Origin of the sequence: Actinoplanes sp. NPDC051343 (assembly GCF_044455125.1) — a bacterium.
GTDB lineage: Bacteria > Actinomycetota > Actinomycetes > Mycobacteriales > Micromonosporaceae > Actinoplanes.
The window spans coordinates 54,782-79,759 of sequence record NZ_JBITEL010000006.1 but is presented as its reverse complement, the minus strand read 5'-3'; the positions used below and the strand labels follow the sequence as shown (position 1 = coordinate 79,759).

Below are 24,978 nucleotides of genomic sequence, written 5' to 3'. Positions count from 1 at the left end.
ATCGGCGTTTGCCCCGGCCGTACTGGGTAAGCCTGATCTCACGACCACGCGATCGAGGGGACACGACAATGCAACTGGCAATGGTGGGGCTCGGGCGCATGGGCGCCAACCTCGTACGCCGTCTGATGGCCGCCGGCCACCAGTGTGTCGTCTTCGACACCGACTCCACCGCCGTCGAGGAACTCGCCCGTGAAGGCGCGGTCGGCTGCAAGTCGCTCGACGACCTGGTAGACAAGCTCGAACAGCCACGAGCCGTATGGATCATGGTGCCCGCGGGCGCGCCCACCGAGGCCGTCGTCACCGCCCTGGCGGCACGACTCGAGCGGGGCGACACGGTCATCGACGGTGGCAACTCCTACTACCGCGACGACATCGCCCGCGCCGCCGCGCTCTCCGAGAAAGGAATCCACTACCTCGACGCCGGTACGAGCGGCGGTGTCTGGGGACGTGAGCGGGGCTACTGTCTCATGATCGGCGGGGACGCTCCCACCGTGCAGCGGCTGTCACCGCTGTTCCAGGCGATCGCTCCCGGTGTCGACGCCGCACCGCGCACTCCCGGCCAGGGGTCGGAGCCGGCCCAGGCCGAGTACGGCTACCTGCACTGCGGCCCGGCCGGCGCGGGGCATTTCGTCAAGATGGTCCACAACGGCATCGAATACGGCATGATGGCCGCCTACGCCGAGGGTCTCAACATCCTGCGCAACGCCGGTATCGGCAACACCGAGCAACAGGCCGACGCCGAGACCGCACCGCTGGCCCAGCCCGAGTACTACCGCTACAACCTCGACATCCCCGCTGTAGCCGAGGTGTGGCGCCGCGGCAGCGTCATCTCCTCCTGGCTGCTTGATCTCACCGCCGCTGCTCTGCTGGAGTCACCGGATCTGCACGAGTACTCCGGGCGCGTGTCCGACTCCGGGGAGGGCCGCTGGACCGCGATCGCCGCAATCGAGGAAGGCGTGCCCGCACCGGTCCTGCTGACCGCGCTCACCTCGCGGTTCAGTTCGCGCGGCCTCGACCACTTCGCCAGCCAGACGCTGTCGGCCATGCGGCAGCAATTCGGCGGCCACGCCGAGAAGCCGGCCGGGTGATTCGGCCGCAGCGGCGCCGTTGAGGTCCAAACGGCGGTACACCCGCCCGAGGGCACCGTCACCACGCGGACCGCGCGGGACCGGTCGCCGGATGTCGTCGCCGGTCGCCGATACGGTGAGTCGGCTGCAGCCTTTACCGGGCGACGCGGCGACGGCTCGGCAGCGATTTGACAGCTGCGTGACGGGCCGGTTTTACCCCCTCCCTCCAGGTACGACCGGACCTGTGGGGCGATCCTCACCCCTGCGACCGGCATACGCCTACGCCCGGCGGCCCACGTTGCGCGGGTCGGCCGCCGACCGCCGGGCGCGCCGGATACGGACGGCGGTGAACGCCGCGATCGCCGATGCCCCGATCGCGAGCAGCCACAGCAATGCTGGTGAGGCCGGCGGTGAGATGCCGGCGTTGGCCTGGGCCATGCCCATCGCGGAGATCCTGCGCTGGCGGGATCGCCGCTGCTGCCAGCTTCTGGTACTGCACCAGTCCGGTGTTCTCGAGGACCTGCATGTAACCCAGGACGGAGACGTTGGCCTGGTCGACCAGCCGGCGGATCACCGGGCTGCGGGTGGCCGAGTGAACCTCGCCGACGATCGGGTAGAGGAATCCGTACGCGTCGCGCATTCAACAGCCGGATAGCCGCCGCCGTACACGTCGTCGAACAGGGTTGCGATGCCGTCGGCATCGCTCGCGGTCGCTCCCCTGACGTCGAGGTCCGAATGCGACAGGTGGTTCCGGCGACCACGAGCACTGACATGCCTGCACGAGCGCCGGTTCGGCATGTGTGGGCACGCCGCCAACCCGACGTGGAAGCGCAACCGACCGAGCCCGCCAGCAGGCCGGCGCTACCCGTGCAGCAGTCCGGCGCCCACGGCGTGTCGGCGGACAGGGGAAGCAGCTCACATGACGACGGGATGACACCGCTCGAAACAAGCTGCACGCAGGCTCGGTGGCCGCGCTGGAGGTTGACATATGCAGATGTTGTTCAACCGTCACGGGACTGCCGATGGTCCGCGGCATTCACGACCGACCATGGTCAGCGATGCTCACTGACCACATCTCACTCGATCGTCGCTACCCCGAGGCGAAAGCGCACGGGCGGCATGGCGACAGTCCACCCCCGGGTTCGACCGCGTCCTCGCCCGCCGAACCGGGATATCGAAACGTCGCCGTCGGAGTGACCGGCACGGCGAGATCTTGCCGGCGACGCATAGCATTCTACGAATGAGGGAAGCGCGCCGACAATGACGAATCTCTTGCTGGCGGCCGCCGTCGGCCTGCTTGTCGGATTGGTCGCACGGGCCGTTCGCCCGGCACGAACAAGGCTTGCCTGGTGGTTGACGACGATCGTCGGCATCGCCGCTGCAGTGCTGGGCACGGCCGCATCCGACCTCCTGGGGACGCCGTCCTCGATGCCCGCCGCACTGCTCGCCCCGCTGTTCTTCGGGGCCATCGGTGTCATCGTCGCGGAAACCGCCGATGGCATCCCGAAGCGCAAGCCTCGGTGATCCTCGCAGCCCCTTGCGGTACAGCCGTGCACATGTTCACGAAGAGGAAGAGGTCTCCCACTGCTGCCACCACTGCGGATCCGGCAACTCACCAACCGCCTCGACCAAGGCGTTGAGGACCGAGGCGAACGCCAGCGGACGGGTAAGAGCCAACTCGGCGATCACCTCCGACAGAGCCTCACGCCGGCGACGCATCACCTCACCGACCAGCGCCCGGCCAGCCGGTGTCAGAGTGATCCAGGCGGCGCGCCGATCGTCCGGGCGTTCCTGACGCGCGACCAAGCCCTTACGAAACAGGCGATTACACATGCGCACCGCCGTCGAGGACGTGACGGTCAGCTCCTGGGCCAGATCGACCACGCGTTGCGGGCCGCGCGAGACCAGCACGACCAGGGTACGGAACTGCGGCAGCGTCACGTCCTCGTCCAGACCACCGAGCGAGCGGGCCGCAACACCCACGAAAGCACGGCTGAGCGCCAACAGCGCTCCGACCACCTCGTCCTCGCCCGCCGACAACGTCGTCTCTGATGTCACCGGCCTACTGTGGCACGTCCGTCGTACGGGCTGATCCCGTGGGCCGCCAGCGGCGACATATAGGTTCAATCATGCACCTAACGCCACGCGTGTGTAGGCTCGACCGCAGGTGCGCCGGGAAGTCCGGTCGACAGAGATCCGACCGACAAAACAGCAGCGCCTGCGCCGCGACGACCAAGCCGAGACGCCGGCAGCGGAGGCGAGCCAGAGATTCGTGAAAGCCGCTGAACTCACGGTGCGTTCCGCGCGTCGACGCGTCGACGCCGCCGCTTCGGCTGCACCCGATCGGCCAGCAGGTCGTGGTCTCCGCGTCCGACCTCCGAGAGCGGCAGTCCGTCTATATCCGCTGCCTGCCTCCGACCGCCGCGCGTAACAGGTCACGGTGGGTCAGCCATCCGGACGCGACACCACCGGACCCGACCGGGAGCCCGGCGCCGCCGTGACGGGTCAGCTCGGCGAGCGCGTCCTCCAGCGATTCGTCGCCGGTGAGGACCGGCACGACGTGGGCCAGGTCGGCGGCGGTCACTTCTTCGGCGGCGTCCTGGACCGCCCGTTCGACCTCCAGCGCCGGCACCACGCCGAGCAGGCGACCGGTGTCGTCCACCACGGGCAACGCGGTACTGCCGTCCATGGCGAACCGGGCGGCCAGATCGGTCAGCGTGGCGCCAGGCCTCAACGGCGCCGGGAGCGGGCCGGCCGCGGCGGCCACCGGGATCCGGGCCAGAGCCCGGTCGGGAGCCTGCAGATCGATACCGCGACGCAGCAGCTTCCGGGTGTAGATGGTGTCCCGGCTGATCAGCTTGGACACGCCGGCGGCGAGGGCGATCGCCAGCATCAGCGGCAGGATGATCCGGTACTCGCCGGTCAGCTCGAACATGATGAGCACGGCGGTGATCGGGGTTCGGGCCGCCCCGGCGAAGACGGCACCCATACCGATCAGCGCGAACGCTCCCGGCGACGGCGCCAGCGCAGGGTCCGCGGAGTGCAGCAGAAGGCCGAACGCCTCACCCAGCATCGCGCCCACGAACAGCGAGGGGGCGAACACGCCGCCCGAACCGCCGATGCCGATCGTGAGGCTGGTCGCGAAGATTTTGCCGACCAGCAGCAGCAGGACGAACCCGATCGCGTAGCCGCCGCCGACGGCCCGGCCCAGCACGGGGTACCCGACGCCGTACATCTGGGGCAGAGCCAGCAGGATTCCGCCGAGCAACAGGCCACCGGCCGCGGGCCGCAGCCACTCCGGTCCGCGCCAGAGCCGGTCGCAGAGATCCTCGATGAAGTAGAGGGCGCGCGACCAGCCGACTCCGACACCGGCGGCCAGCAGACCGAGAACGGCGTACGCCACGTACTCGCCCATCGACCCGATCGTGAAGGTCGGTAGCGTCAGAAACGGGTGATCGCCGAAGACCGCTCGGCTCAGCGCCGACGCCGCGACCGCGGCCAGCACCACCGCGGCGAACGACTCGACCGCGAAATCGGCCAGGATCAGCTCCAATGCGAAGAACACCCCGGCGATCGGCGTGTTGAACGTCGCCGCGATCCCACCGGCCGCGCCGCAGGCCACCAAGATCCGCAGCCGCGACTCGGGCAAACGCACCAGCTGGCCGAGGCTCGAGCCGAGAGCCGAGCCGATCTGCACGATCGGGCCCTCGCGGCCCACCGAGCCTCCGCCGCCGATGCACAACGCACTGGCCAGCGCCTTGACCACGGCAACTTGCGGGCGGATCCGGCCGCCGCGTTCCGCGACGGCATACATCACCTCCGGTACGCCATGCCCCCGCGCCTCACGCGCGAAGCGGTAGACCAGCGGCCCGTAGACGAACCCGGCCACCACTGGCGTGAACAGCACGAACCAGCGGCCGAGCCCCGGCAGGTGGGGGTTCGCTGCGCCGGCCGCCGCCGAATAGTCGTCGTGGCCGGTGAACAGCCGGGTCGCAGTCATGATCAGCCAGCGAAACGCCGCCGCGCCCAGTCCCGATCCCAGGCCGACCACCACCGCGAGCGCCTGTAGGCCGGCTGTACTGCCATGGAGCCACTTCCAAATTTTTTGGTGCACATGTACATCATTCCACTCGCCTTTTCGGCGGTCCGCGTCCTCCCCCGGCCGCCCACGTCGCGAGACGGCGGCCGAGAAGGGAGGGCGTTCGCCTCGGCTGAGTGCCGCAAGGACCTACCGATTAAGGGGATCGATCGATCGGCACGCTTCAGAGATGGTGTCGACGACTTCCTCCTCGCTGTCGGCCGACGGCGATGCCGTTCCCTCTTCGGACGGCCGGCCACTGACCTCGTTGACCTTCATCTCCCTCAGCGCGGATTCGCGCATGTTGTGCACCATGACATGCAGGAGCCGCCCGGAGAGACGAGGATCGCCAAGCAGTGTTTGGGCCGTTCGGTCGACCAGTTGTTCGTCGGGGTCATCCCAGTCGTCGACGAGATCGTCGTCACCGTCGGGCGGCGGTCCGGAAAGACGCACGTCGTCAGCTCGTCGTCGAGGCCAAGACCTGCTCCAAGCCCGGCGTCGAATTGAGGTCACCATGACGCAACCAGGAGAAGGCCACCGCCTGGTCCGCGAATGTCGGGAACACTCCGTCGACGTGCATGGTGTGCAATACGGTCAGCACATAACGCGATGGCGCCACCAGGCACAACACGCCGCCCCGAGATCGCGACCGGGTATGGGCCCGGATCAGCACACCGAGGGCGGCCGGACTTATGGTGGACACATCCGCAAGATCGACGAGGACGCCGCTGTGATGATCCGCGGCCCAGGACAACACGTCACGCAGACGTGATACCGGCGATGCCTCGATATCGCCGTCCACCCGGACGACAACGCCGTCATCAAAGATGCTCAGCTCGATCATGCCGTCTCCGTCCCGACGCCGTCCGATTGTTCGATCTCGAATACCTGGACGAGTCCGGCCAGGCGCAGCGTGCGACGCACCCGATCGGTGGGCGTCCGCAGCACCATGCGTCCCCCGGCGTGCATCATGGCCCGATGGGCCTGCAGGAGGACCGCGATCCCGGCGGCGTCCACGACCGGGCAGTGCCGCAGATCGATCACGAGGCGCGGTGACTGCAATGCCACCGCCTCGGCTATCGCCCGTCCCCATGCGTCGACCGCGGACCCTTCAAACGATCCGATGACGATCACGACGTCGTCGTTCGAGCCGTCCACCATCGGCATCTCCTCCCCGGACCGGTCCTGCCGTGCGAATACACCTTTGCGGGATCATGTCGCGACAGTTCTCCGGCGACGTGACAGTTGCATGACAGACCGATCCGTACGGGTTGTCGCATTGGCCGCGACACCGGGCCGGATCCAGGCTGGGTTCATGCCCACCGCATCGACATTCGAGAGTGAGAGCCGGGCGAACATCTCCCAGCGTGTTCGACGACAGTGACCCCGGGCTCTCCGGCCGCCTAACCGGCGCTGGTGAGGAGAGGTAGAGCGGACCGCGCCGCGCCGATCCCCCGGTCCACTGCTTAGGCTGCAGCGCCGTGAACGCCACCGTCGTTGTCTCGATCGCGGGACTTTTCGCCACCACCACCGTCGGGTTTTCTCCCCGGTCCTGCAGGGCCGATTCGCCGCGCGGAATACCGCCCAAGCCAGGCGCTACGAGCAGCAACTGAGCGTCTACGCCGACGCGATGCAGTTCACGTACGCGCGCAAGCAGCGACCAGCTCGGATGGCGTTTTCGGCACCCGCAAGGTTGTCGGCTGCTGTCATCGAACGTTCATAGCGCGGTTGGAAAATCTCCATATCACCGAGCAAGGTTCGGAGAACGAGTTCCAAGCTGGCTCAGACAAGTCAGGGAGGTCAATATGCTAACCATCTCCAACGCCGCTTCGGAAGCCATTCACACCATGCTCCGAGTTCCCGGCGTTCCGCCGGAGGGCGGCGTGCGCGTCCAGTACGCCCCGGATCATCAGCGACTGAGCGTCTTCCTGGCGTCGGAACCCATGGTCGGGGATCTCAAGTACGACGCCGGCGACGGTGCTTTCCTCTACGTCGCCGCGGAAGTCGCCGAGCGGATCCACGGCAAGACCTTCGACGCCAGGCGCAACGGCACGGGCCGCACGCAGTTCGTTTTGCACCGGGCCTCGCACTGAGATTCGGCGGTCTGCTGCGCCAGCACTCAATGCTGGACACAAGCCATGACCACCAGTAGTGGCACGACCCGTTCGGGTGGCACCGCGTACCTTGCGCGAGCTGCTGTCCGCAGCCAGCCGGCTGCGACCAATTGCCGGACATGGTGGTAGAGCTGGCCCGTGCTCTCGATGCCGTCGATGGTTTGCAGCTCGGCGGCGGACCGGCGGCCGCGCATGACGGCGCGGACGATCTGCAACCGGGCCGGATGAGCGAGCGCCGCCAGGACCGGCGTCCCGAGTGTCCAGTCGGACTCGACGATCCCCTCGACCGGCAACGTCTGCTGCCATTCGTAGCGCTCACCATCGGAAACCTCAACGGTCCCGGTGAACAACACCGCTCCTGCCTCGGGAGCCAGCTCGCGCAGCCGCCGCAAGGCCCAGTAGGTGTCCTCATCGTCCGCGATCGGAGCGTGACCGGCGATCGGAGCGGCGGCACGGGTCTCCAGCGCCGCGAGACGCTCTTCGATCTGCGTCAGCCGGGCGATCAGCTCGTCGTCTCCCGGTTGGTTCACGGGCAAACCTCCGTTACTTTGGAAATGCGTACTTACGAAGTCCAGCGTATCGGAGGTGTAAATCATGGCCCACCTAGCAGCCCGTATCCGGGTGCCGTTGTTGCTGTCGGTCCTGCTCGTCCTCCTGACCCAACCCTGGTCAGGTCTTCGCCCGCCCTGGTGGCTGGCCTGTGTCGCGCTGGGTGGCGCCTTCGCGTTGTACGCGTGGGTGGGCCGGGTACGCGCTGCGCCGGTGCCGATGGACCCGCCGGTGCGCGGGAGGTGGCGGGCAGTCAACAGTCCCACCACCCGGGTCCCCAGCCACGGCGTCCACGCATACGGTCAGACGTACGCCGTCGACCTGGTGTTTCAGCCACCCGGCAGCCCGCCTCCCCGGCTTGGGTGGCGCCCGCTCGCCAGGCCGGCGAGCGACTTCGCCGGGTTCGGGCAGCCCGTCTACTCCGCCTCTGGAGGCCGGGTTGTACGGGTGCGGCAGGGCCAGCGCGACCATTGGAGTCGCAACTCGGTGCCGGGCCTGATCTACCTGCTGGTTGAGGGCATGGTCCGGGAGGTTCTAGGAGCCGGCCGGGTGGTCGGCAACCACATCGTGATCGACATGGGCGCGAACCGGTACCTGTTGTACGCCCACCTGCAACGACATTCCGCCACGATACGGGCCGGCGAGTTCGTCACCGCCGGCCAGCAGATCGCCCGCTGCGGCAATTCCGGCAACTCCAGCGAGCCACACTTGCACTTCCAGGTCATGGACCGGTCACGACCCACCTTCGCCGCCGGGCTACCATTCCGGTTCACCGACCGCGACGGGACCGCACAGCCTGCTCCGCACACCGGCGAGTTCCTGGCCGTGGACGCTGCCGGACGGACGGCGGCCACCCCCGGCATCCGACAGCAGGCACGACCCTGAGTCCCAACGGAATCCACAGCTCGATCTCCCCTCGGTCTTGCGGACACCGGTGTGCATGCCGTGTCCACCCGCTCACACAGAGAAAGTAAGGTCCGGACCTCCACCACGATGAGGTCCTGACGTTCGACGCCGTCATCGGCACCGGCCATCGGCGCATTGAGCGAACCCACGTTGTAGCCGTGCCCGGCGGCCGACGCCTCGATCACTTCACCGCTGGTCGGAGAACCGGCGACCCCGGGTATGACGGCCGGCGGGCAGCCGTGGCAGGCGCCCTCGAGGCGTACGGTCACGACGCCCTCGCGGACGTCGACCAACTGGATGTCGCCGCCGTGCGAAGCGGCGAACCGGCCGAGGCCGCCGCCGAGCAGATCCCGGACGGCCGAGCGCAGCGACTCGTCCGCGGCCGCTGCAGCGGCCTCTGCAGCGGCGCAGTTCGAGCCAGAGACCGGGGACCAGCCGCCCCGGTCGGCCAGGGCGGCGCGCAGGGCCGTACGCACTCGCGCGCCCTCGTGGGCCCAATCGCGGCGCGGCCTGAGTGTGGTTTCCACCGCGGGGCCGTCTCCGGGCTCATCGTCGGCGCGCTGGTCGGTTGGTTGCTCGTGCTGTTCGGGGTGATGACCCCGAGATCTCGGCGCTGTGGCTCACGGTGAACGCGGGCATTCTCGGTGCCGTACTCCGGACACCGCCGCCTACTGGTTCCTCATGCAGATCGGCATGGCCCTGGGCTTCCTGACGGCCTATCCGGTCAACGCGTGGCTGATCCGGCGCGGCATCAAGGAAGCCATGTGACCCAGCAATCCACCGGCACCGCACGGTCACGGCAGGGCACCCAGCCGGTGGTGCCGTCCCTGGTCGTCGCGGTGATCGCCTTCGCGGTGCAGCAGACCTCCGTCGTGCCCGCCGTGCATACCATCGAGACCGCGTTGCACGGCAGCCGGGAGTGGTCGTCGTGGCTGGTCACCGTTTACCTGATCGTGGCGACGGCGGCGACCCCGGCAATGGGGCGGCTCGGTGACCTGTACGGACGGCGCCGGATGCTACTGATCGGCCTGGGCGTGTTCGCGGTCGCGTCTCTGGCCGCCACGGCCGCACCGAACCTGGCCGTGCTGCTGGTGTGCCGAGCCGTGCAGGGGGTCGGCGGCTCGGTCTACCCGGTCGCGCTCGCGCTCCCCGCGACGCGGTACCCGAGAAGCTGACCGGGCGGGTGGTCTCCGCGCTCGCCGCGGCGTTCGGCATCGGCACGGCGATCGGTTTCGCCGGCGGCGGCCTGGTGGCGCAGTACGCGTCGTGGCGGTGGATCTTCGCCGGTGGCGCTGTGCTGGTCGCCGCCGGGATGGTGCTCGCCTGGCGGATGACACCCGCCCATCAGGACCGGGCCGCCGGCGGCTACGACGTGGTCGGCACGCTGCCTGACCGTCGCGGCGGTCGCGCTGCTCAGCGGCCTGACCATCGTCGTCGTCCGGGGCTGGCGATCACCGATCACCCTCGGCCCGCTCGCGGTCGCCGTGGTCGCCGCTGCCTGGTGGCTGCGGCACGAACGCCGCACCGACAACCCGCTGATCGATCTTGGCATCTTCGCCAACCGGCATGTGAGCGCGGGCAACTTAGCCACCGTCGGGCTCGGCTGGGCCCTGTTCGGCAGCTATCTGCTCGTCCCGCAGATGATCCGCGCCGACCCGGGCACCACCGGCTACGGGCTGTCCGCCTCCACCGCCACGATCGGGCTGCTGCTGGTGCCGCTGGCGGTCGGCCAGACCGCCGCGTCGCCGCTGGCCGGTCTGCTCGAGCGGCGTCTGCCGGCGCGCGGCATCTTCGCCGATGGGCTGCTGCTGGTGGCGTGCGGGATGGGCCTGCTGTGCCTGGCGCGGCAATCCGCGATCGTCGTCGGGGTCGCTGTGCTACTGCTGGGTGCTGGAGCGGGCGCCGGCCTGCAGGCCGGAAGCTCGACCGCGACCAGCGGGGTCGCGCCGGAGGTAGCCGCCGCTTCCACAGCGGCGAACAGCACCATCCGCCGGCTGGCCGGCGGGGTCGGCGGGCAGACCAACACCATCCTGCTCGCCTCCTTCGCCGCCTCGTTGTCCGCGTCACCCACCTTCACCGGCTATCTCGTCTGCTACCTGCTCGCCGCCGTTCTGTGTCTCACTGGCGCTGTGCTGGTCTGGCGGGTGCACTGACAGGCGCCGAGAAACGTCGACCGCATCGGCGTAGCCGACCGAACCACGGGTACGCGGTCCTCAACGACAGGCAACGACACATGATCGATGTCGCCTTCTGACTCAGGAGTCATCACCATGCCGAACGACCGGGACGGCCAGCACGCCGGCGGCAGCATCGTCGACACCCCGCGCGCCAACATGTCACCCGAGCAGATCCAGAGGGACAACGAAGCTCGCCAGCGGGAACAGGAAGCCGACCAGCACAAGGAGGAGGACCAGTAACGGCGTCGCCGGCCACCGACCCGCCCGCGCGGGCCAGCAACGAGGCGACCGGCGATCAGCTTGCTGTCGCTCGCACGCAGGGTGACGCCTACGGCGACGCGCTCAAGGCCATGGCCGACGAGGACGGCGCCGTGCTCGCCCGCGCCGGCTTACCTGATCGCCTTCGTCGACGAGGAAGCCGAAGGCATGTACGAACGCGACGGCGACCGGCTCGTCTGGCGTGAGGCAGCACCGCAGGCCACGGTGCACCTCGAGGTCGCGGTGGCCGACGGCGCCGTCGGCCGCTTCGTCGCCGGCCTGACTGTCCACATCGAGGTCGAGCAGGACGGCCGGACACTGATCCGCACCGACCTGCCGTTCCTGTGGCACCCGTTCCTCTACCACTACGGCACCAACGCCCAAATTTCGGCGCCGGACCGTACAGTGTCACCGTGCGCATCGACGCTCCGGACTTCATGCGCCACGACCCGGTCAACGGTCGCCGCTACCCCGAGACGATCACCCTTCTACGCCGGGACTGACGACCTCGACGCCGCCACCCTGCTGGCCGGACAGACCGGCTTCGACCGCGGCGAACGCCTCGCCGGCACCATCGCCGCCATCCGCAACGAACTCGCCGACGGGCCACTGCTTTACCGCTACACCGGCATGCGGAAAGAGGAAGGCACCTTCCTGGCCTGCTCGTTCTGGCTTGTCTCCGCCCTCACCAGCCTCGGCCGGCACCAGCAAGCCGCAGCCCAGATGAAGGCCGCTGTCACGCTCACCACCGATCTCGGGCTGCTCGCCGAACAGATCAACCCCGCCGACCGCAGCATGCTCGGCAACCTACCCCAAGCCCTCAGCCACCTCGCCCTGATCAACGCCGCCTTCGCCCTGCGACCGTGAACTGGCTCAGTCTTCGCGGTGGCCTCAGGCAGAGGTGTGCGGCGGCGCAGGGTCACGATGGCTCAGCCGGCGGCGATGCCGATAAGAAAGAACGGCAGGAAACCGGTGAACAGCACCGCCACCTCCCACGGCCCGGTGTCAGTCTCGTGCGCTTCCCGAAGTAGCTCCTCGAGAACCCACATAGATGATCACACTGGCGCCCAGGCCCAGCACGGCCGTAGCAGCGAACGAGCCGGACTGGGCGATCACCCAGCCCAAACTGCCCGCGGCCCTGATCGCGGCCCCGATACCGGCAGCGGCTGCGACCACACGTCCGGACGGCCGACGCTTCCGAAGCGCCGCTGCGGCGCTCACGCCCAGCAGACCCATCTCCGTAGCGAGCGCCACAGCGAACAGCAGACCGGTCCCCGCTCCCAACGCCGCTGACAGACCGATCAACACACCATCGACGAGGATGTCCACGGCGGCCGTCACCACGAACGTTCCGACACCGGCGCCGTCGGCCCACGCCCGGATCGCCAGCATGGCGACTAAACCGGCCACCATGCCGGCCACAGCGGCCACAGCGGCCACCAGTTGTCCGGCGCGGTGCAGCAACTTGTCCAACACGTCGACGACCAGGCCCGCGAGGACGGTCCCGGCGGCCGCATGCTGCACTAAAGCTCGCACCCGGGCCGACAGGGCGAACCGCGTGGACACTATCGACCCGGCCAACACGGCCACCGCCCCGATCCCGGCGTAGCCGAACGAGACGACGGGTGTCCCGATCACCACCGGTCCCCCTGCCCCCGGCCGGTCTCAGGTCTGTCATCTACCGCCCAGTTGCCGGCAGGCAACCGCCGTAAAACGCTCCGTTTGCCGGGGGGCACGCCGCACCGATCTGACTCATCGACTGCGGCCAGCGCGGTCCGGAAGGTGGATCAATGCCAGACCGGTTTCCGGATCCACGCGCTGTAACTAATCAGCTCAGCTGACTGAGGTCAATCTGACGTGGAGCGCGGATCGCGGGAGATCCGGATGTCGGAACAGTGAGGCTGATCGATCAGCTGAGGTCGGTGCGTATCGCGGGATGGGCTTGGACGTCAGCCGTCGTCTCTGATCGATTGCCTGAGAACGAGTCGCAAGACGCTGTCGCGATACGCCGCTCCGGCCTCCTCGGGGCTCAGCCGACCGGCTGTGACCTGTTGGCCGGCGGCGTGGCCGAGGGCGATAGTGGCGCTGATGATCCAGGCTTCGGAATGGCGTGCTTCGAACACGCCGGCCTGGCAGCCGCGGCGGACCAGCTCGCTGAGCTGGGTGGAGACAGGTCGGTGTCGGTCGTGCTCGTCGGCCGGTGGTGCAGCCACTGCGATGACCGGGCTGAGTAGGACCGGGTAACGCTGCACGATGGCCCAGCTCGCCTCCAGCCAGCGACGCAGCGCCTCGCCTGGGGGCGGTGTCGTCAAGTCGAGTGCATCCAGCGCGCTCGCCGTTTCGGCAGTGAGGTGGTCGACCACGGCGCCAAGTAGGGCCGTGCGGGACGGGAAGTGCGCGTAGACCGTCTGCCGTACCACTCCGGCCGCTGCGGCGATGTCTTCGATGCTGGCGTCAGCCTGCTGACCCAGCACGGCGATCGCCGCGTCCAGCACTGCGGCGCGGCTCCGCTCCGCATCGAGCCGCCGCTTACGGCCTCGCTGAGCAATAGGTTCGGCCACGATTGCCAAGCTTAAGCGTTCGGCTTATCTTGGACACACATGTCCAATTTAAATGGAGGAGTCGCTATGAGTCAGCACCTCTCCGGTACGCCCGGCGACGATCTGATCGGCTACCTGACTCGGTACCCGCAGGAACTCACGTTCGGACACCAGGACCCAGCGGCCGTTTTCGGTCGCTATCACATCGACGACTTCGTGCTCCGCAACGATGGCATCCTCCTCGACAAGATGCGGCTACTTGCCCATGTCAAGGCTGGCCGCCGAAACGCTACGCAGATCAATGTCGAGGTGCACGATGCGCTGATGTCCGGCGCCCAGGTCGCCGCTCGTTACACGCTGACCGCCACAATGCGCCGCGGCCAGGTGATCGCGACCGAGATCCACATGTTCGGTCAACTTGACCCAGATGGCCGCCTCCGCAGCGTGGAGCAACTATCGCGGGACGTCTCGCCGAAGAACTCGGGCAGCGCAGAGCAACCGGCGTAAAGAAGAGCCGAGGCCCGTATCCGGACATCGGCAGATCCGCCGTACCGCGCCCCCCGGCTAGGGTGACTTACTGTAGTCGACGGACGCTCCCGGCTTGTTCCGGCAGGCGTACCGACGTCGATGGCTTCTGTGTACTTCCTCACGTACGCAGCTCTGCACTCCAAGGCGTACGCCGACACCTCGACACGAACCGGCTCGCAAGAAAGGTGCCGCACTTCTTCGGGCCAACCGCTCGTCACCCACCCGGACAGTCCGAACGAAGCACGGTCGGCATTCGTAGCAGACTGACCGGATGACGGCACGAAGCCAGCCACGTCCCTGGGCACGCTGCGAGACCGACGAGAACCTGTCGACTGAGCCGGCACCCGGGACGCCCGGCACCCGGCCGGCCGGCGAAGACCTCGACCTCCACATAGGCTGGGACCGATTCGAAAAGCTCGTACTGCGTATTGCCAAGCGCACACTCGGACTCCGAGGCATCCAATTCCGGCGCTACGGCATCCAGGGACAGCGCCAGCAGGGCATCGACCTGGCCGGACGCAAGCCCGATGGAAAGTACGTCGTCATCCAGTGCAAGGACTACAAATCCTTCACTCCCGCGACACTCCGCAAGGCAGTCAGAACCTTCATGTCGGGTCGGCTGCCGTTCGACGCCGTGCACTTCATCGTGACGACCTCGGCCTCGACCGAGCAAACCCAGCTGTTCGACGAGCTCGCCAGCCTCAGCGACGCCTACCCACACCTGACCATCGACCTGTGGGGAGCCGAACAGCTCAACCAATATCTTCGAGCCGTGGCCGACGTAGTCGCCCAGTTCTGGACCCGCGAAACCGCAGCCGTTTTCTGCACCTCCGCGCCACTGCCGGGAATACCTACCCCACCGCCTGACCGACGGCTCCAAGCCGAACGCATTCTGGTAGGTCCCCTCAACTCCGAAGACACACCACTCAAGCTTCATCAAGCCGACGCCAAGCGCGCCGACGATCCCCGCGAGGCCGCCAATCTCTATGCCGAGCTGGCCGCCCGCCTCGAAACGGCGGGCTACCACGGCCACGGAGCCGTAATACGCGACCGTCAAGTGACCGCGCTTCAAGCCGCCGGTGACTCGGGCGGCGCACTCGCCCTGACCGCACGACTCATCGTTGACGCCCTCGACCGAGCAGGCTTTGAAGAGGCTCGCCGACTACGACACCAAGCCAGCAGACTGCTCGAGAACCCCGGCGACCACGCAGACGCAGCCACCCTTCGACACCACCGCGCCGCCTCGCTCGCGAGCCTTGCGATCGACTATCTCGGCGACCCGCTCTGCCGCCCCGACGAACTCCTGGCAGCCCTGTCCGAGCCGGGAACCGAGACACTGCCACACCACGGGCGGCTGGTACGACTTCTCGCCGAGGGAGTCCTGGCCAGCCACCCGTCTCGGATCGCCGAGTTCGACCGCCTTCTCCGATCCGCCCTCGATCACCTCGACCTTCCCCGCTGGCATGAGACCGAAATCAGGCTCAGGCTCCTCGTCGCCGAGTACGACCAGCACGAACGCGAAGCACTCAATACTCTCGCCGGCCGACATCATGTTTTGGGTCGTCTCGCGGCGCTCATCAACGCACGCGAGGCCCGGCGCTGCTCGATGGAAAGCCGACTCGAAGAGGCGGTCGACGCCTGGCGTGACGCCATCTCCGATGCCATCCATGATGGCCTCGCGGACGATGCCGCCGACTGGCTCTACGCGATTCGCTCGGCCAACGGCCGTCTCGGCTCCTGGTCCTCGGGGATCGACGACGAACACCACCTCGCACAGGCCCTACGGAACACCGGCACAGATCGCCTGCTCCAGCGCAGTCGGCTCCCCAGTGACCACGCCCGAACGGCCTTGCTGGCAGGAAACCCGATCGAAGCGATATTGGCCGCCCGCCAATGGCTCACCGACGCTGTCGTCACCGGCAGCTGGGCGGTCGAAATGGAGGCGACACGATTCCTCGGTGAGCTCTACCGCGACAACGCGGAACCCGCTCTGGCAGCCGACTTCCTCGCGAGATCCGGCAGCGCACAGAAGCTGACCGAACTGGCCGAACGAGTTGGTGACGAACTCATCCAGATCGAAATTAATCGGGCAGAACCGTGGTGGGTGACCGACGCGAAGATCGCGTTCGCGACAACACAAGCCGATCTGATCCCCGACCAAGCCGCAGCCAAGCTCCTCGAGATCCTCACCGACATCACAATACGAGGACGTGCCGGAGAGTTCGCGGAGCCGCCTGGCCGCGGCAGCCTGACCGAGCGGGCCGTCGAAGGCATGTGCGCACTTGCTCACCGCGGTACCTCCGAGCAGGCGGCCGCGGTTCTCGACCTGCTCGCCGCCGACGTCGTCCGAGGGCCCCGCCAGTTCCGTCCCAGCGACAACGCGCACGCCGCCGCGTGCGTCGAGATTTCCATTGCGCATCCCGATATAGCCCTACCCGGCCTTCGCCGCCTGCTCGAACTCACAAGATACGGCGTACAACACGCCGCAAAGTTGAGCATCGACGAGCGCGTCATCGGCCTGATTCGCGGAAACCCTGGCAACGACGGGCCGTTGCTGCCGCTCCTCCCCAAAGAAGAACGGGACCTCCTGAAGGCCCAAGCCTTCGAACCCGGTGCCGGCACCTCCTACCTGAGCGCGGTATTACCCGCCGCACTGGCCCCTGAGGAGCCCTCCACTCAACGCCTGGCGAAGGAAGCACGCGATCGCATTCTGTCTCGTCCGAAGCCCAGCCCTGCCCGAGTCGAGTCTGGATCCACGATCGTGCCCGACTCCTACCTGGCTACGACGCTCGACGAAAGCGACCAAGCCGCCTGCCTCGAAAAGTTGCTGAGCATTGCCGAAGATTCGAACGAAACCGCCGGTCACCGGCAGGACGCACTCGTTGGCGCCGCCAACCTCCTCATCAGCGCCAATGCGCGCCTCCACGCCGGGGTATTTCCCCGCGTCATACCCTTTGTGACCGGCGCCCGCGACGGGAGTGCATACGACGACCAACTAACTGGCGCCTCACACCCACTAAGCCGCTTCCGGATCGATGGGCCGGCGTCGACACTGCGCGGACACGCCCTGCGCCTCGCCCGACTATCCGCCCGCGACGACACCGACCTTCGTTGGATACGCGACCAGGCAGTAAATCTCCTAAGCAACGACGAAAACACCACCACCAATCTCGCGAGCTCCACGCTCGCGCATTTACCTCACGAGATCACAGAAAATCTCGACGCAGGCGTGTTGGCCGCACATGAAAACGTAAACATCCGCCAGCTCGGCGCCATTCTCTGCATGCGACGACCACGCCAATACGACACGGTTTGCAAGCACCTGGCCCGAGACAAGAGCCCTCGCGTACGGCAGGTCCTGGCGGACTGTGCCGTCCGCGCGCGAGACGACGACCCTCTAGCGGCAGGAGAGATCCTCGAGATCCTGAAAGACGACGTTCGACACAGCGTGCGCACAACAGCACAGTGGCAACGCCCATCGTAGATACCAGAGGTCGCACACCTGGGGATATCCCAGGTAACCACGTCCCACCCGTCGGGCAGGTAAGCTCCTCGGCTTTCTCCCCGCCAACCACGGCTCAATACCCAGCGGTTTCGCGGGCACTAATACGATCGAATTCGGCCTCAGTAAGCCAACACTCGAGGACGATGCCGCGCGCACAGAAATTGGGTACAATAGACGGCATGACACTCATGCCGCTCATGAGTGACCAGGTATTGTGCCAAGATCCCCCTCCGGACACGTATTAAAGACACGAAGATCGGCCGGGGTGACAACCTCGGCCATCAGTGTTTCTGGGCCAGGTCGGTAGGTCATCCGGAGGCCGAGCCGGCTGTACAGCTCAGCGCGGTCGCGCGGATCGGCGTCCCGGAGCAGGCTGAGAAGATCCTTGAACGCCTCGGCGATGGCGTCGACTTGGTCGGAGGTCATCCGCTGGGGTGGCGCGTCGGTGAGACCGAGCCGGGCCTGTGCCGCCTTCTTGATCGCGGTGGTTTCGGTGATCCATCCGGCGATGAGCGCCGGGTCGCCGCCCGCGTCGAGGGTGGCCCGGTATCCGCTGATCTTTCGGTCGGCTTCGGTGATGGTCTGGCGCAGCTTTTCGATCTCACCGGTGTCGCCGTAGGCGGCGAGCGCGGCGCGGTGCTGGGCTTCGGCCACGCGGCGGAGATTGTCGGCCAGACTTCGCCCGGTCAGCTCGTCGCGAAGGAACTCGTCGACCGGGCGGATGATCGCGTCCTCGCGGAGGTAGAGCGCGGGCGGATGGCTGATCTGACGCTGGCGGACGAAGTCGCGGCTCGCGGTGCAGCGGTAGTAGAGGCGTCCGTGGTTAGGGTTGCCAACCATCTTGCGGTCGCACAGACCGCAGGTGATCAGGCCCCGAAAGAGGTACGGCTTGCCGGTGTGGCGGGGCGCCTTGCCGGTGTCGCTGTTCGTGCCGCGCTTCTTGATCGTCTGCTGGACGCGCTCATAGAGGTCAATGCTGATCAGCGGCTCGTGCGCCTCGGTACGTGACCAGGCCCATTGGCTCGGGTCGTTCCAGCGGTGCCGGTTCTCGTGACCGAGCGCCACGTCTTCTACGTCGATCAGGACTTCATCCGTGCGCGCCCGGTTCCAGACCTGACGGCCGGTGTAGCGCGGGTTCAGCAGGATCGCGCGGACCGCGGTCGTCTCCCACACCCGCGTGTGCCGGTGCGGGTTGCGCGCCCGGTCGTAGGCCGATGGGCAGGCGATGCCGTCCTGGGTGAGGCCGCGCGCGATCGAGGTCATGCCCCGGCCTGCGACGTATTCGTTGAAGATCCTCGCCACTACCGGCGCCGTGACCGGGTCGGGTTCGAGCCGGTGCAGTCGCCTTCTCTCGGCCGCCTTGCCGGGGTTCGGGTGCGGGCCGGCGTCGGCGAGCCGGTAGCCGTAGGGCGGCCGGCCGCCGAGATACCGACCTTCCAACTCGGTCTGTGCCTTCATCGCCGATCGGACGCGGAGTTTGATGCGGTTGCGTTCTCCCTTGCTCATGCCGCCGTAGAGCGCCATGACGAGATCGTGGGCGTCCGAGCCGGGGTCGATCGCGCCGCCGATCTCAGGCACCCACAAGCCGACCCCGTAGTGCACGAAAACGGGGAACGTCATGCCGAATTGGCTGCCGTAGAACGCACGCTGTGGCTCGCCGATCACCACGGCGTCGAAGTCGCGACCAGCGCTCTTGATCGTGTCGAGCAGGCGCAGTGCTTCCGGGCGCCGTTTCCACGGCAGCGAGCGAGATTGCCCGATGTCGAAGAACTCGGCGACGATCTCGCCGCCGGCCGGTTCGATCAGGCTGCGAGCGCGCGAGAGCTGCCAGCCTTTCGATGCCTGCGGGTCCTGCTGGTCTTCGGTCGACACACGTCCGTAGAAGACAAACCTCATGTCTGTCGAGTCTTCCGGGCACGGTCGATAATGCGCCACAGCACATCAGCGGCGGCATCGATGATCGGGACGTCTAGGGACGTGTTGAGCTGGGCATCCTCGATTTCCAGCGCTGTGCACGTTCGTATGCTGCGATTTCTCCTCTCGTCAGTGCGGTCTTCTGTCGTGATCGCTGGGCCTCCCTTCTTGCCAATGGCGAGTATCCGCTCGTTCGTCCGCCCGGCGTCCGTCCGTGCACTGGTATGCGCAGACACGCGCGAGCGACGGACGGACGTGCGGACGAACAGTTGGCGCATGCTCGTCAAATTTGATCTTCGAATCGGGCCGGTCAGACGCACGTTCTACCGAGGCTTACAGATCTGTGCTTGGGTTGCCGAAGGACGACCGGCCGGTTGGCGGGTCGGTATCTACTTGTCGCCTATTTGGTCGCCGGAGTAATTGAATGCCAAAGGATTTCAAGGATCTGATCGAGCTCCAGCATTACGACACATACCACTACGCCAGAATTATCGACGCGATGGCACGCGAACCGATCGCGTTTATGCATGATCTCAGTGAGATGTTGTCTGGCGACGGCTTCGACTATTTCTGTCAGCCGTTCCAAAAAGTGAGCGCGCTGCACAAATTTGCATCTCTGGTGATCAATCGCACCTTCGATGAGGATCTGCTGGGCCTCCCAACTCTCAGCCCGAGTCGCACTCAGGTCTTCGAGGGCGCCCCGCTCTATGACTACGAAATGCATGTTCTGCCCGTCGAGAATGCCTTCGAGGCGCTAGGTCTTCCGCATACGACCTTCGCGGAATTTCGGTCGGATAAAGAATGGCCAGCCTTGCTGCCAGGTTTCCAGCGTCACCTCTATCACTCTCGACGGAATCCGTGCGAGGACTGCCCAGAGTTCGAGAGCCTCCCCGATGAGTACTACGAATATTTCAATGAGTTGCAGCTCACCGGCGAGCTTGAGGAGCTGTGCGATAGGCTTGCCGAAGAGGTTTTCTATGTCTTATTCGCGAATCGCTCATTTCTGTACGATTTCAATCAAATGATGGCCTACTACGTAACAAGTTACAACACGTTCGGCGATAACGAGGCAGTTGATCCGACGGGAATGTTTATTCCACGAAAGGACCGCATGTCCCGGCTGAGGCGGACCGAAATCCCCGAGTGGGTCAAAACAACAGTAGAGTTCCGAGAGCGTGGCCGGTGCGCGAATTGTCAAGTCGAATTAGGAACACTCCGCACACCAATCAAAAGAGCGGAATTCGACCACATGGTACCTCTAGCTGAAGGGGGCCTCAACGATGTAACAAACATCCAGCTCCTTTGCCACCTATGCAACAACGAAAAGAGAGCTCGGGTTCTCCCACCTCGTCTTCTGTATGAGCGCTGGTACCCGGCCTAACCCTGCGGGATGTGGACTTTCTATTCGCGCCAGCGTCCTCGTGTAACTTGCCGGACTCTGCCGTCAGCTGCGAGCGCGTGCAGCCGGTCATAGATCCAAGTTCGGCGCATTCCGGTCGCGTCAATGAGTTCCGGGATCGTCAGACCGTCGTCGGGCGCCGAGCTGAGCGCGGTCAAGAGCCGTTGTTCCGAGGCGTTGGTAGCCGTCGTCGGCGCTTCGATGGTGCGTGGTTGAACCTCGATCGCAGCGCGGCAGAGCGGATCGAGTTCCGGGCGCTGGTCGGCGTATCGGGCGGCTGTCTCCCGCACGTTCTCGTCGGTGACGAGGTAGGCGCGGGCGCGACGTGGCTGGTTGTGTCCGTCGGCGAGGACGTAGAACTTGCCGGGCGCGTCGAGGGTGTGGGCGTGCCAGCCGGCGGCGAGCAGGCCCTTGTCCAGGATGAGGTCGACGTCGCGGCGCTCCCGCACGCGCAGGCAGACGCGAACGCTCATCTGCGAGCGCAGCGCTCCCCCACCCATCGCCTTTTGCGTTGGGCGCTGCGTCGCGGCGAGCAGGTCGACAGCGACCGCCCGGCCGCGCCGGGCGACCGATTCGGCGTACGCGACGGCGGCCGGTGCTGTGTCGGCGAGTTCGGCGTACTCGTCGATGACGATCACCAGCGCCGGCGCGTCCGGTGTGGGTTCCCAGACGCGGGTGTTGTCACGGCTGGACGCGTGCGCTCGGGCGTCGAGCACCGCGACGGCGTCGGCGAGCAGCCGGGTTGCCTCGTCTGGTGTGGTCGCGAGCCGGACGAGGCAGGGCGCCCACGGCCGCAGTTCCATGCCGCCCTTGAGGTCGATGCCCCAGAGGACGACGTCGGGGCAGGCGACGAGGTTGCCGAGGATGACGTTCAGGACACCGCTCTTGCCCGAGTCGGTGGTGCCGCCGATCAAGGCGTGTCGTCGGAGCAGCGGTACCCGGACGGTTGTCGCGTCCTCGAAGACGCCGATCTCGATCGGGTCGGCCAGCGAGCGCGCGGTTGGTCCTGGCCACGGGATCGCGCCAGCATGCGGGTCGACGGCAAGGACACGCATGGTGCAGCGGCCGGCGTGCGCTGGGTCTTGCTCGACGCGGACGGCGCCGGGCCGTGTTCCCAAGGCTGATTCGATGGCTGGGACGCGGGCGACAACGTCAGCGACGCTCTGCCCCGGTCGCAGCTTTACGCGTCCGCGCCAGCCCCAGGTGTCGACGACGGCTGACATGATGCGTGATCCGTCGAGTCCGATCGTGTCGGCGAGGTCGGGCCACGCGTGGATGACTCGATCGACGCGGACACGTGCTCGGCGTCGCCGGTGCGCCCACCAGGGAACGCCGAGCACCATCACGGCGAGCAGGAGCAGGGCAGGTAGTGGCTTTGTCCCGGGGCCAACCGCGGTTGCGGTAGCGAGCCAGCCTCCCGCCACGGCCGTTGTCGTTGCTGCGTAAGCGCGTTCGGCGGTGCGGCGGATGCGGAATCCGGCGACCAAGGCCGCGATTGCAGCGACGAGCGCGACGGCGGGCCACAACTCGTGATGTGAGTGGTGGAGGAAAAGTCCGGTCGTCGCGAGGGCGAGTCCGACGGCGAACGGTGCGAGCCCTGAGCGGTACCGGAACAGAGCCCGGAAGATCGCGGCGAGGCCGGCGACGAACAGCGATTCGTCGGGTACGAGCAGGAGCGGTTGCGGATTTCGGCGGTTCCAGCGGCGGTGCCGGCGTCCGTAGGCCCTCATCCGGAGAGTTCGCCGTCGTCGGGCGGTACCCAGGCTCGGTGCTGAGCGACCTCGTCGCGGAGGTACGCCAGCGGGTCGGACTCGCCGTCCTGGTCGGCGACGAGACTCGCGCGGGCGGCGGCGAGCAGGTTGGCGAAGTCCCATCGGGCACGGCTGAGCAGCCGGGCGAGGCGATCGATTTCGGCGAGTAGGACAGGGACATCACCGACGACGGTCCACAGCGCGGTAGGCGTCTGGTGGCGTCGAGCGGCATGCAGGTGGGTGAGAACTGCCTCCTGGTCGAGGGTCGGGCGCGGTGTGCGCGGTTCGTTGGTCATGGGTGGGGTGATGCCTCCTTCCGATCGGGTTCTGTGGCGAGTTGTCGCCGTAGTTCGGTTGCTTTCGGCCCGGCGATGCGAAGCGTCGAGCGCAAGCCGTCGCGGCTGATCGGGCGTCCGCCGTGTGTGGCGCGATGCTGGGCATCGGCCTCGCGTGCGGCCTTCAAGAGGTCGGTATCGGTCCGGACCCGAGGACGGGCGCCCGGTACCGATGCCGGACCGTGGTTGATCGTGGTGAGGGCGTGTAGGTGTGCGGTGAGTCCGAGGACGGCGGCGGGGACGGCACCGACGAGGACGACGATTGGCCAGGAGATCGCGACGATTCCGGCGGCGATCAGGTGGTAGCCGGCGTTGCCGACGATGCTCGTAGTAATGGCTCCGATCGCGTTGGCGCGTGCGAAGCGGCGGGCGGTCTTGCCGCCGACGGTCCCAGCGAGCCATACCCGGGCCGAGGTCATCGCGTACGCGTCGATCGTCACCGGCAAGAGCCAGGCGAGTTGATCGGGCCACCCGGCGACCTGGGCGAGCCCGCGAAGACCGGCAAAGCTCGCCACCGCAGCGGATATCGCGGCAACGGCCATTCCGACAATCACCCACCAGTCACGGCCTTTGGCGGCATCCATTTAGAGGTCGAGACCGGCGACGAACCGTGCCAGGGCTCGGAGTCCGTTGCCGATCGTGGGTCCGATGGACGACGCGGCCAGGTAGTAGCCGAACGCGGCGCAGATCGCTGCCTGCCAGAGCGGTAGACGGGCGTACCGCCAGAGCAAGAAGACGAAGACGCCGAGCAGGACGACGGCGGAGACAGCGATCGTCATGCGCCGCTGTCCTTGCGGTTGCGGCGCGTCCGGATGCCCTTGTCCACGCCGTTGTGGCTACCGCGTGCCCGGTGCCGCCGGATCCAGCGGTTGCGGGCCGTGCACTTGCGGCAGAGCGTTGAGTTGCCTGCGCCGAGCTGGGCGCCGCACGGGCAGATGGGGGCCTCGTTCGTGAAGTGTTGGATCTGCATTGCTGATCTCCTCTCGGTCGGCGATGCGTTGTCTGCATCGACGCCATTGAGAGTGCGACCAGGCGACGGGACGTGATCAGGTCATGGCTGGACGTGTTCGAGATGTCTAGCCTAGGGTTGGCGAGCTGACGGACGTCCTTTATGGGGAGACGATGCCGAACGAGCGACTACGCTCCGCAATGCTGCAACGAGGGGTTACCCCGGCTGGCCTGGCGGAAGCGATCAAAGTTGATCCGAAGAGCATCGAGCGCTGGATCAGTGGACGGATGCCGTACCGGCGTCACCGCTATGCAGCGGCTGCTCATCTCGGCGTGGATGAGGTGTACCTCTGGCCCGAAGCACTCGGCGCCGACCAGGTAGCCAGCGCCAGCGGAAGCGAAATCATCAACATCTACCCGCACCGATGGACCGTGCCGTCCGAACTCTGGCGCAACTTCTTCGACGATGCCGAGTCGGAGATCGGGGTCCTGGTCTACAGCGGGCTCTTCCTGTCCGAGGACGCCGGCGTACGCCGCATCTTCCGCCAGAAAGCCGAGGCCGGAGCCCGAGTACGCATCCTGCTCGGCGACCCGGACTCCGAGGTCGTGGCGCAACGCGACGCCGACGAGGGCATCGAAAGCCTCGCCGCTAAGATCAAGAACGCCATCGTGATGTACCGACCCCTACTCAGCCTCGAAGGCGTCGAACTCCGGCTGCACCGCACCGTGCTCTACAACTCGATCTACCGCGCCGATGAGCAGCTACTGGTCAACACGCACATCTACAGCTTTCCCGCGTCCGAAGCGCCGGTCTTCCATTTACGGCGGGTCGCCGGGGCGACCATGGTCTCAACGTACGTGGACAGCTTCGAGCACGTGTGGGACGCCGCGACACCGCTGGAATGAGGA

27 protein-coding genes and 2 pseudogenes are annotated in these 24,978 nt (G+C 66.9%); 13 read left to right on the top strand and 16 right to left on the bottom strand.

From position 1 onward, the window contains the following. The first annotated feature begins 68 nt into the window (after window positions 1–68). Window positions 69–1,088, top strand: a complete 1,020-nt coding sequence (gnd, locus tag ACIA5C_RS20515; protein WP_396056823.1) for a phosphogluconate dehydrogenase (NAD(+)-dependent, decarboxylating) — start codon at window positions 69–71, stop codon at window positions 1,086–1,088. A gap of 235 nt (window positions 1,089–1,323) precedes the next feature. Here the strand turns inward: gnd and ACIA5C_RS20510 are convergent, their stop codons facing one another. Further along, window positions 1,324–1,707 (bottom strand): hypothetical protein, encoded by a 384-nt coding sequence (locus ACIA5C_RS20510; RefSeq protein WP_364095576.1) that lies wholly within the window; start codon window positions 1,705–1,707, stop codon window positions 1,324–1,326. Between the two features lie 620 nt (window positions 1,708–2,327). Here ACIA5C_RS20510 and ACIA5C_RS20505 point away from each other — a divergent pair. Further along, complete coding sequence (locus ACIA5C_RS20505; RefSeq protein WP_364095579.1) at window positions 2,328–2,591, top strand: hypothetical protein; 264 nt, start codon at window positions 2,328–2,330, stop codon at window positions 2,589–2,591. A gap of 36 nt (window positions 2,592–2,627) precedes the next feature. Here ACIA5C_RS20505 and ACIA5C_RS20500 read toward each other — a convergent pair whose 3' ends face one another. From ACIA5C_RS20500 to ACIA5C_RS20480, 5 genes are all read right to left on the bottom strand, one after another. After that, complete coding sequence (locus ACIA5C_RS20500; protein ID WP_396056820.1) at window positions 2,628–3,125, bottom strand: MarR family winged helix-turn-helix transcriptional regulator; 498 nt, start codon at window positions 3,123–3,125, stop codon at window positions 2,628–2,630. Window positions 3,126–3,462: 337 nt separating this feature from the next. Next, window positions 3,463–5,067 (bottom strand): chloride channel protein, encoded by a 1,605-nt coding sequence (locus tag ACIA5C_RS20495; protein ID WP_396056818.1) that lies wholly within the window; start codon window positions 5,065–5,067, stop codon window positions 3,463–3,465. Between the two features lie 228 nt (window positions 5,068–5,295). Further along, window positions 5,296–5,598, bottom strand: coding sequence for a hypothetical protein (locus ACIA5C_RS20490; RefSeq protein WP_364095589.1), 303 nt, complete (start codon window positions 5,596–5,598; stop codon window positions 5,296–5,298). A 4-nt stretch (window positions 5,599–5,602) separates the two neighbouring features. Then, a complete protein-coding gene (locus ACIA5C_RS20485; RefSeq protein WP_396056816.1) occupies window positions 5,603–5,989 on the bottom strand; it encodes an STAS domain-containing protein in 387 nt (128 codons plus the stop codon). Further along, the gene (locus ACIA5C_RS20480) at window positions 5,986–6,306 is read right to left on the bottom strand and encodes an STAS domain-containing protein (RefSeq protein ID WP_364095595.1); all 321 of its coding nucleotides are present in this window, start codon (window positions 6,304–6,306) and stop codon (window positions 5,986–5,988) included. The genes ACIA5C_RS20485 and ACIA5C_RS20480 overlap by 4 nt, the downstream gene beginning before the upstream one ends. A gap of 644 nt (window positions 6,307–6,950) precedes the next feature. Between ACIA5C_RS20480 and ACIA5C_RS20475 the strand changes: the two genes are divergently transcribed. After that, window positions 6,951–7,238 carry a hypothetical protein gene (locus ACIA5C_RS20475; RefSeq protein ID WP_364095597.1) on the top strand — a complete coding sequence of 96 codons (288 nt, stop codon included), beginning with the start codon at window positions 6,951–6,953 and terminating at the stop codon, window positions 7,236–7,238. A 26-nt stretch (window positions 7,239–7,264) separates the two neighbouring features. Here the strand turns inward: ACIA5C_RS20475 and ACIA5C_RS20470 are convergent, their stop codons facing one another. Beyond that, window positions 7,265–7,855: an ArsR/SmtB family transcription factor gene (locus ACIA5C_RS20470; RefSeq protein WP_396056813.1), complete on the bottom strand. Its 591-nt coding sequence runs from the start codon at window positions 7,853–7,855 to the stop codon at window positions 7,265–7,267. On the opposite strand from ACIA5C_RS20470, the gene ACIA5C_RS20465 reads away from it, so the two are divergent. Then, window positions 7,854–8,693: a M23 family metallopeptidase gene (locus ACIA5C_RS20465; RefSeq protein ID WP_364095603.1), complete on the top strand. Its 840-nt coding sequence runs from the start codon at window positions 7,854–7,856 to the stop codon at window positions 8,691–8,693. The two genes, ACIA5C_RS20470 and ACIA5C_RS20465, sit on opposite strands and share 2 nt — an antisense overlap. Before the next feature lie 263 nt (window positions 8,694–8,956). On the opposite strand, the pseudogene ACIA5C_RS20460 reads toward ACIA5C_RS20465, so the two are convergent. Beyond that, window positions 8,957–9,190, bottom strand: a pseudogene (locus ACIA5C_RS20460) (NifU family protein); the annotation flags it as partial. Between the two features lie 139 nt (window positions 9,191–9,329). Between ACIA5C_RS20460 and ACIA5C_RS20455 the strand changes: the two are divergent. From ACIA5C_RS20455 to ACIA5C_RS20435, 5 genes and pseudogenes are all read left to right on the top strand, one after another. Beyond that, window positions 9,330–9,482 carry a DUF4396 domain-containing protein gene (locus tag ACIA5C_RS20455; protein WP_396056811.1) on the top strand — a complete coding sequence of 51 codons (153 nt, stop codon included), beginning with the start codon at window positions 9,330–9,332 and terminating at the stop codon, window positions 9,480–9,482. Then, window positions 9,446–10,017, top strand: a pseudogene (locus tag ACIA5C_RS20450) (MFS transporter); the annotation flags it as partial. The gene ACIA5C_RS20455 and the pseudogene ACIA5C_RS20450, both read left to right, overlap by 37 nt. Before the next feature lie 181 nt (window positions 10,018–10,198). Further along, on the top strand, window positions 10,199–10,867 hold the full coding sequence (locus ACIA5C_RS20445; protein WP_396056810.1) for a hypothetical protein: 669 nt from the start codon (window positions 10,199–10,201) through the stop codon (window positions 10,865–10,867). 117 nt (window positions 10,868–10,984) lie between these two features. After that, window positions 10,985–11,131: a hypothetical protein gene (locus tag ACIA5C_RS20440; protein ID WP_396056808.1), complete on the top strand. Its 147-nt coding sequence runs from the start codon at window positions 10,985–10,987 to the stop codon at window positions 11,129–11,131. Window positions 11,132–11,317: 186 nt separating this feature from the next. After that, window positions 11,318–12,016 carry a hypothetical protein gene (locus ACIA5C_RS20435; RefSeq protein ID WP_396056806.1) on the top strand — a complete coding sequence of 233 codons (699 nt, stop codon included), beginning with the start codon at window positions 11,318–11,320 and terminating at the stop codon, window positions 12,014–12,016. Window positions 12,017–12,154: 138 nt separating this feature from the next. Here ACIA5C_RS20435 and ACIA5C_RS20430 read toward each other — a convergent pair whose 3' ends face one another. After that, a complete protein-coding gene (locus ACIA5C_RS20430; RefSeq protein ID WP_396056804.1) occupies window positions 12,155–12,739 on the bottom strand; it encodes a hypothetical protein in 585 nt (194 codons plus the stop codon). A 359-nt stretch (window positions 12,740–13,098) separates the two neighbouring features. Then, window positions 13,099–13,710: a TetR/AcrR family transcriptional regulator gene (locus ACIA5C_RS20425; protein WP_396056802.1), complete on the bottom strand. Its 612-nt coding sequence runs from the start codon at window positions 13,708–13,710 to the stop codon at window positions 13,099–13,101. 66 nt (window positions 13,711–13,776) lie between these two features. Between ACIA5C_RS20425 and ACIA5C_RS20420 the strand changes: the two genes are divergently transcribed. Beyond that, window positions 13,777–14,196, top strand: a complete 420-nt coding sequence (locus ACIA5C_RS20420) for a hypothetical protein (protein WP_396056800.1) — start codon at window positions 13,777–13,779, stop codon at window positions 14,194–14,196. A gap of 292 nt (window positions 14,197–14,488) precedes the next feature. Continuing rightward, complete coding sequence (locus tag ACIA5C_RS20415; RefSeq protein ID WP_396056798.1) at window positions 14,489–17,701, top strand: hypothetical protein; 3,213 nt, start codon at window positions 14,489–14,491, stop codon at window positions 17,699–17,701. Between the two features lie 216 nt (window positions 17,702–17,917). Here the strand turns inward: ACIA5C_RS20415 and ACIA5C_RS20410 are convergent, their stop codons facing one another. Continuing rightward, complete coding sequence (locus ACIA5C_RS20410) at window positions 17,918–19,618, bottom strand: recombinase family protein (protein WP_396057672.1); 1,701 nt, start codon at window positions 19,616–19,618, stop codon at window positions 17,918–17,920. A gap of 442 nt (window positions 19,619–20,060) precedes the next feature. Here ACIA5C_RS20410 and ACIA5C_RS20405 point away from each other — a divergent pair, with 442 nt between their 5' ends. Beyond that, complete coding sequence (locus ACIA5C_RS20405; RefSeq protein ID WP_396056796.1) at window positions 20,061–21,017, top strand: HNH endonuclease; 957 nt, start codon at window positions 20,061–20,063, stop codon at window positions 21,015–21,017. A gap of 20 nt (window positions 21,018–21,037) precedes the next feature. Here the strand turns inward: ACIA5C_RS20405 and ACIA5C_RS20400 are convergent, their stop codons facing one another. From ACIA5C_RS20400 to ACIA5C_RS20380, 5 genes are all read right to left on the bottom strand, one after another. Beyond that, complete coding sequence (locus ACIA5C_RS20400; protein ID WP_396056794.1) at window positions 21,038–22,090, bottom strand: FtsK/SpoIIIE domain-containing protein; 1,053 nt, start codon at window positions 22,088–22,090, stop codon at window positions 21,038–21,040. Between the two features lie 671 nt (window positions 22,091–22,761). Further along, window positions 22,762–23,082, bottom strand: coding sequence for a hypothetical protein (locus ACIA5C_RS20395; RefSeq protein WP_396056792.1), 321 nt, complete (start codon window positions 23,080–23,082; stop codon window positions 22,762–22,764). After that, entirely contained in the window at window positions 23,079–23,705 is a 627-nt protein-coding gene (locus ACIA5C_RS20390) for a DUF2637 domain-containing protein (RefSeq protein ID WP_396056790.1), read from the bottom strand. The genes ACIA5C_RS20395 and ACIA5C_RS20390 overlap by 4 nt, the downstream gene beginning before the upstream one ends. Further along, entirely contained in the window at window positions 23,706–23,900 is a 195-nt protein-coding gene (locus ACIA5C_RS20385) for a hypothetical protein (RefSeq protein WP_396056788.1), read from the bottom strand. Next, window positions 23,897–24,091: a hypothetical protein gene (locus ACIA5C_RS20380; RefSeq protein WP_396056786.1), complete on the bottom strand. Its 195-nt coding sequence runs from the start codon at window positions 24,089–24,091 to the stop codon at window positions 23,897–23,899. Before ACIA5C_RS20380 ends, ACIA5C_RS20385 begins: the two co-directional genes overlap by 4 nt. 311 nt (window positions 24,092–24,402) lie before the next feature. Between ACIA5C_RS20380 and ACIA5C_RS20375 the strand changes: the two genes are divergently transcribed. Continuing rightward, window positions 24,403–24,975 carry an XRE family transcriptional regulator gene (locus ACIA5C_RS20375; protein WP_396056784.1) on the top strand — a complete coding sequence of 191 codons (573 nt, stop codon included), beginning with the start codon at window positions 24,403–24,405 and terminating at the stop codon, window positions 24,973–24,975. The last annotated feature ends 3 nt before the right edge of the window (window positions 24,976–24,978 follow it).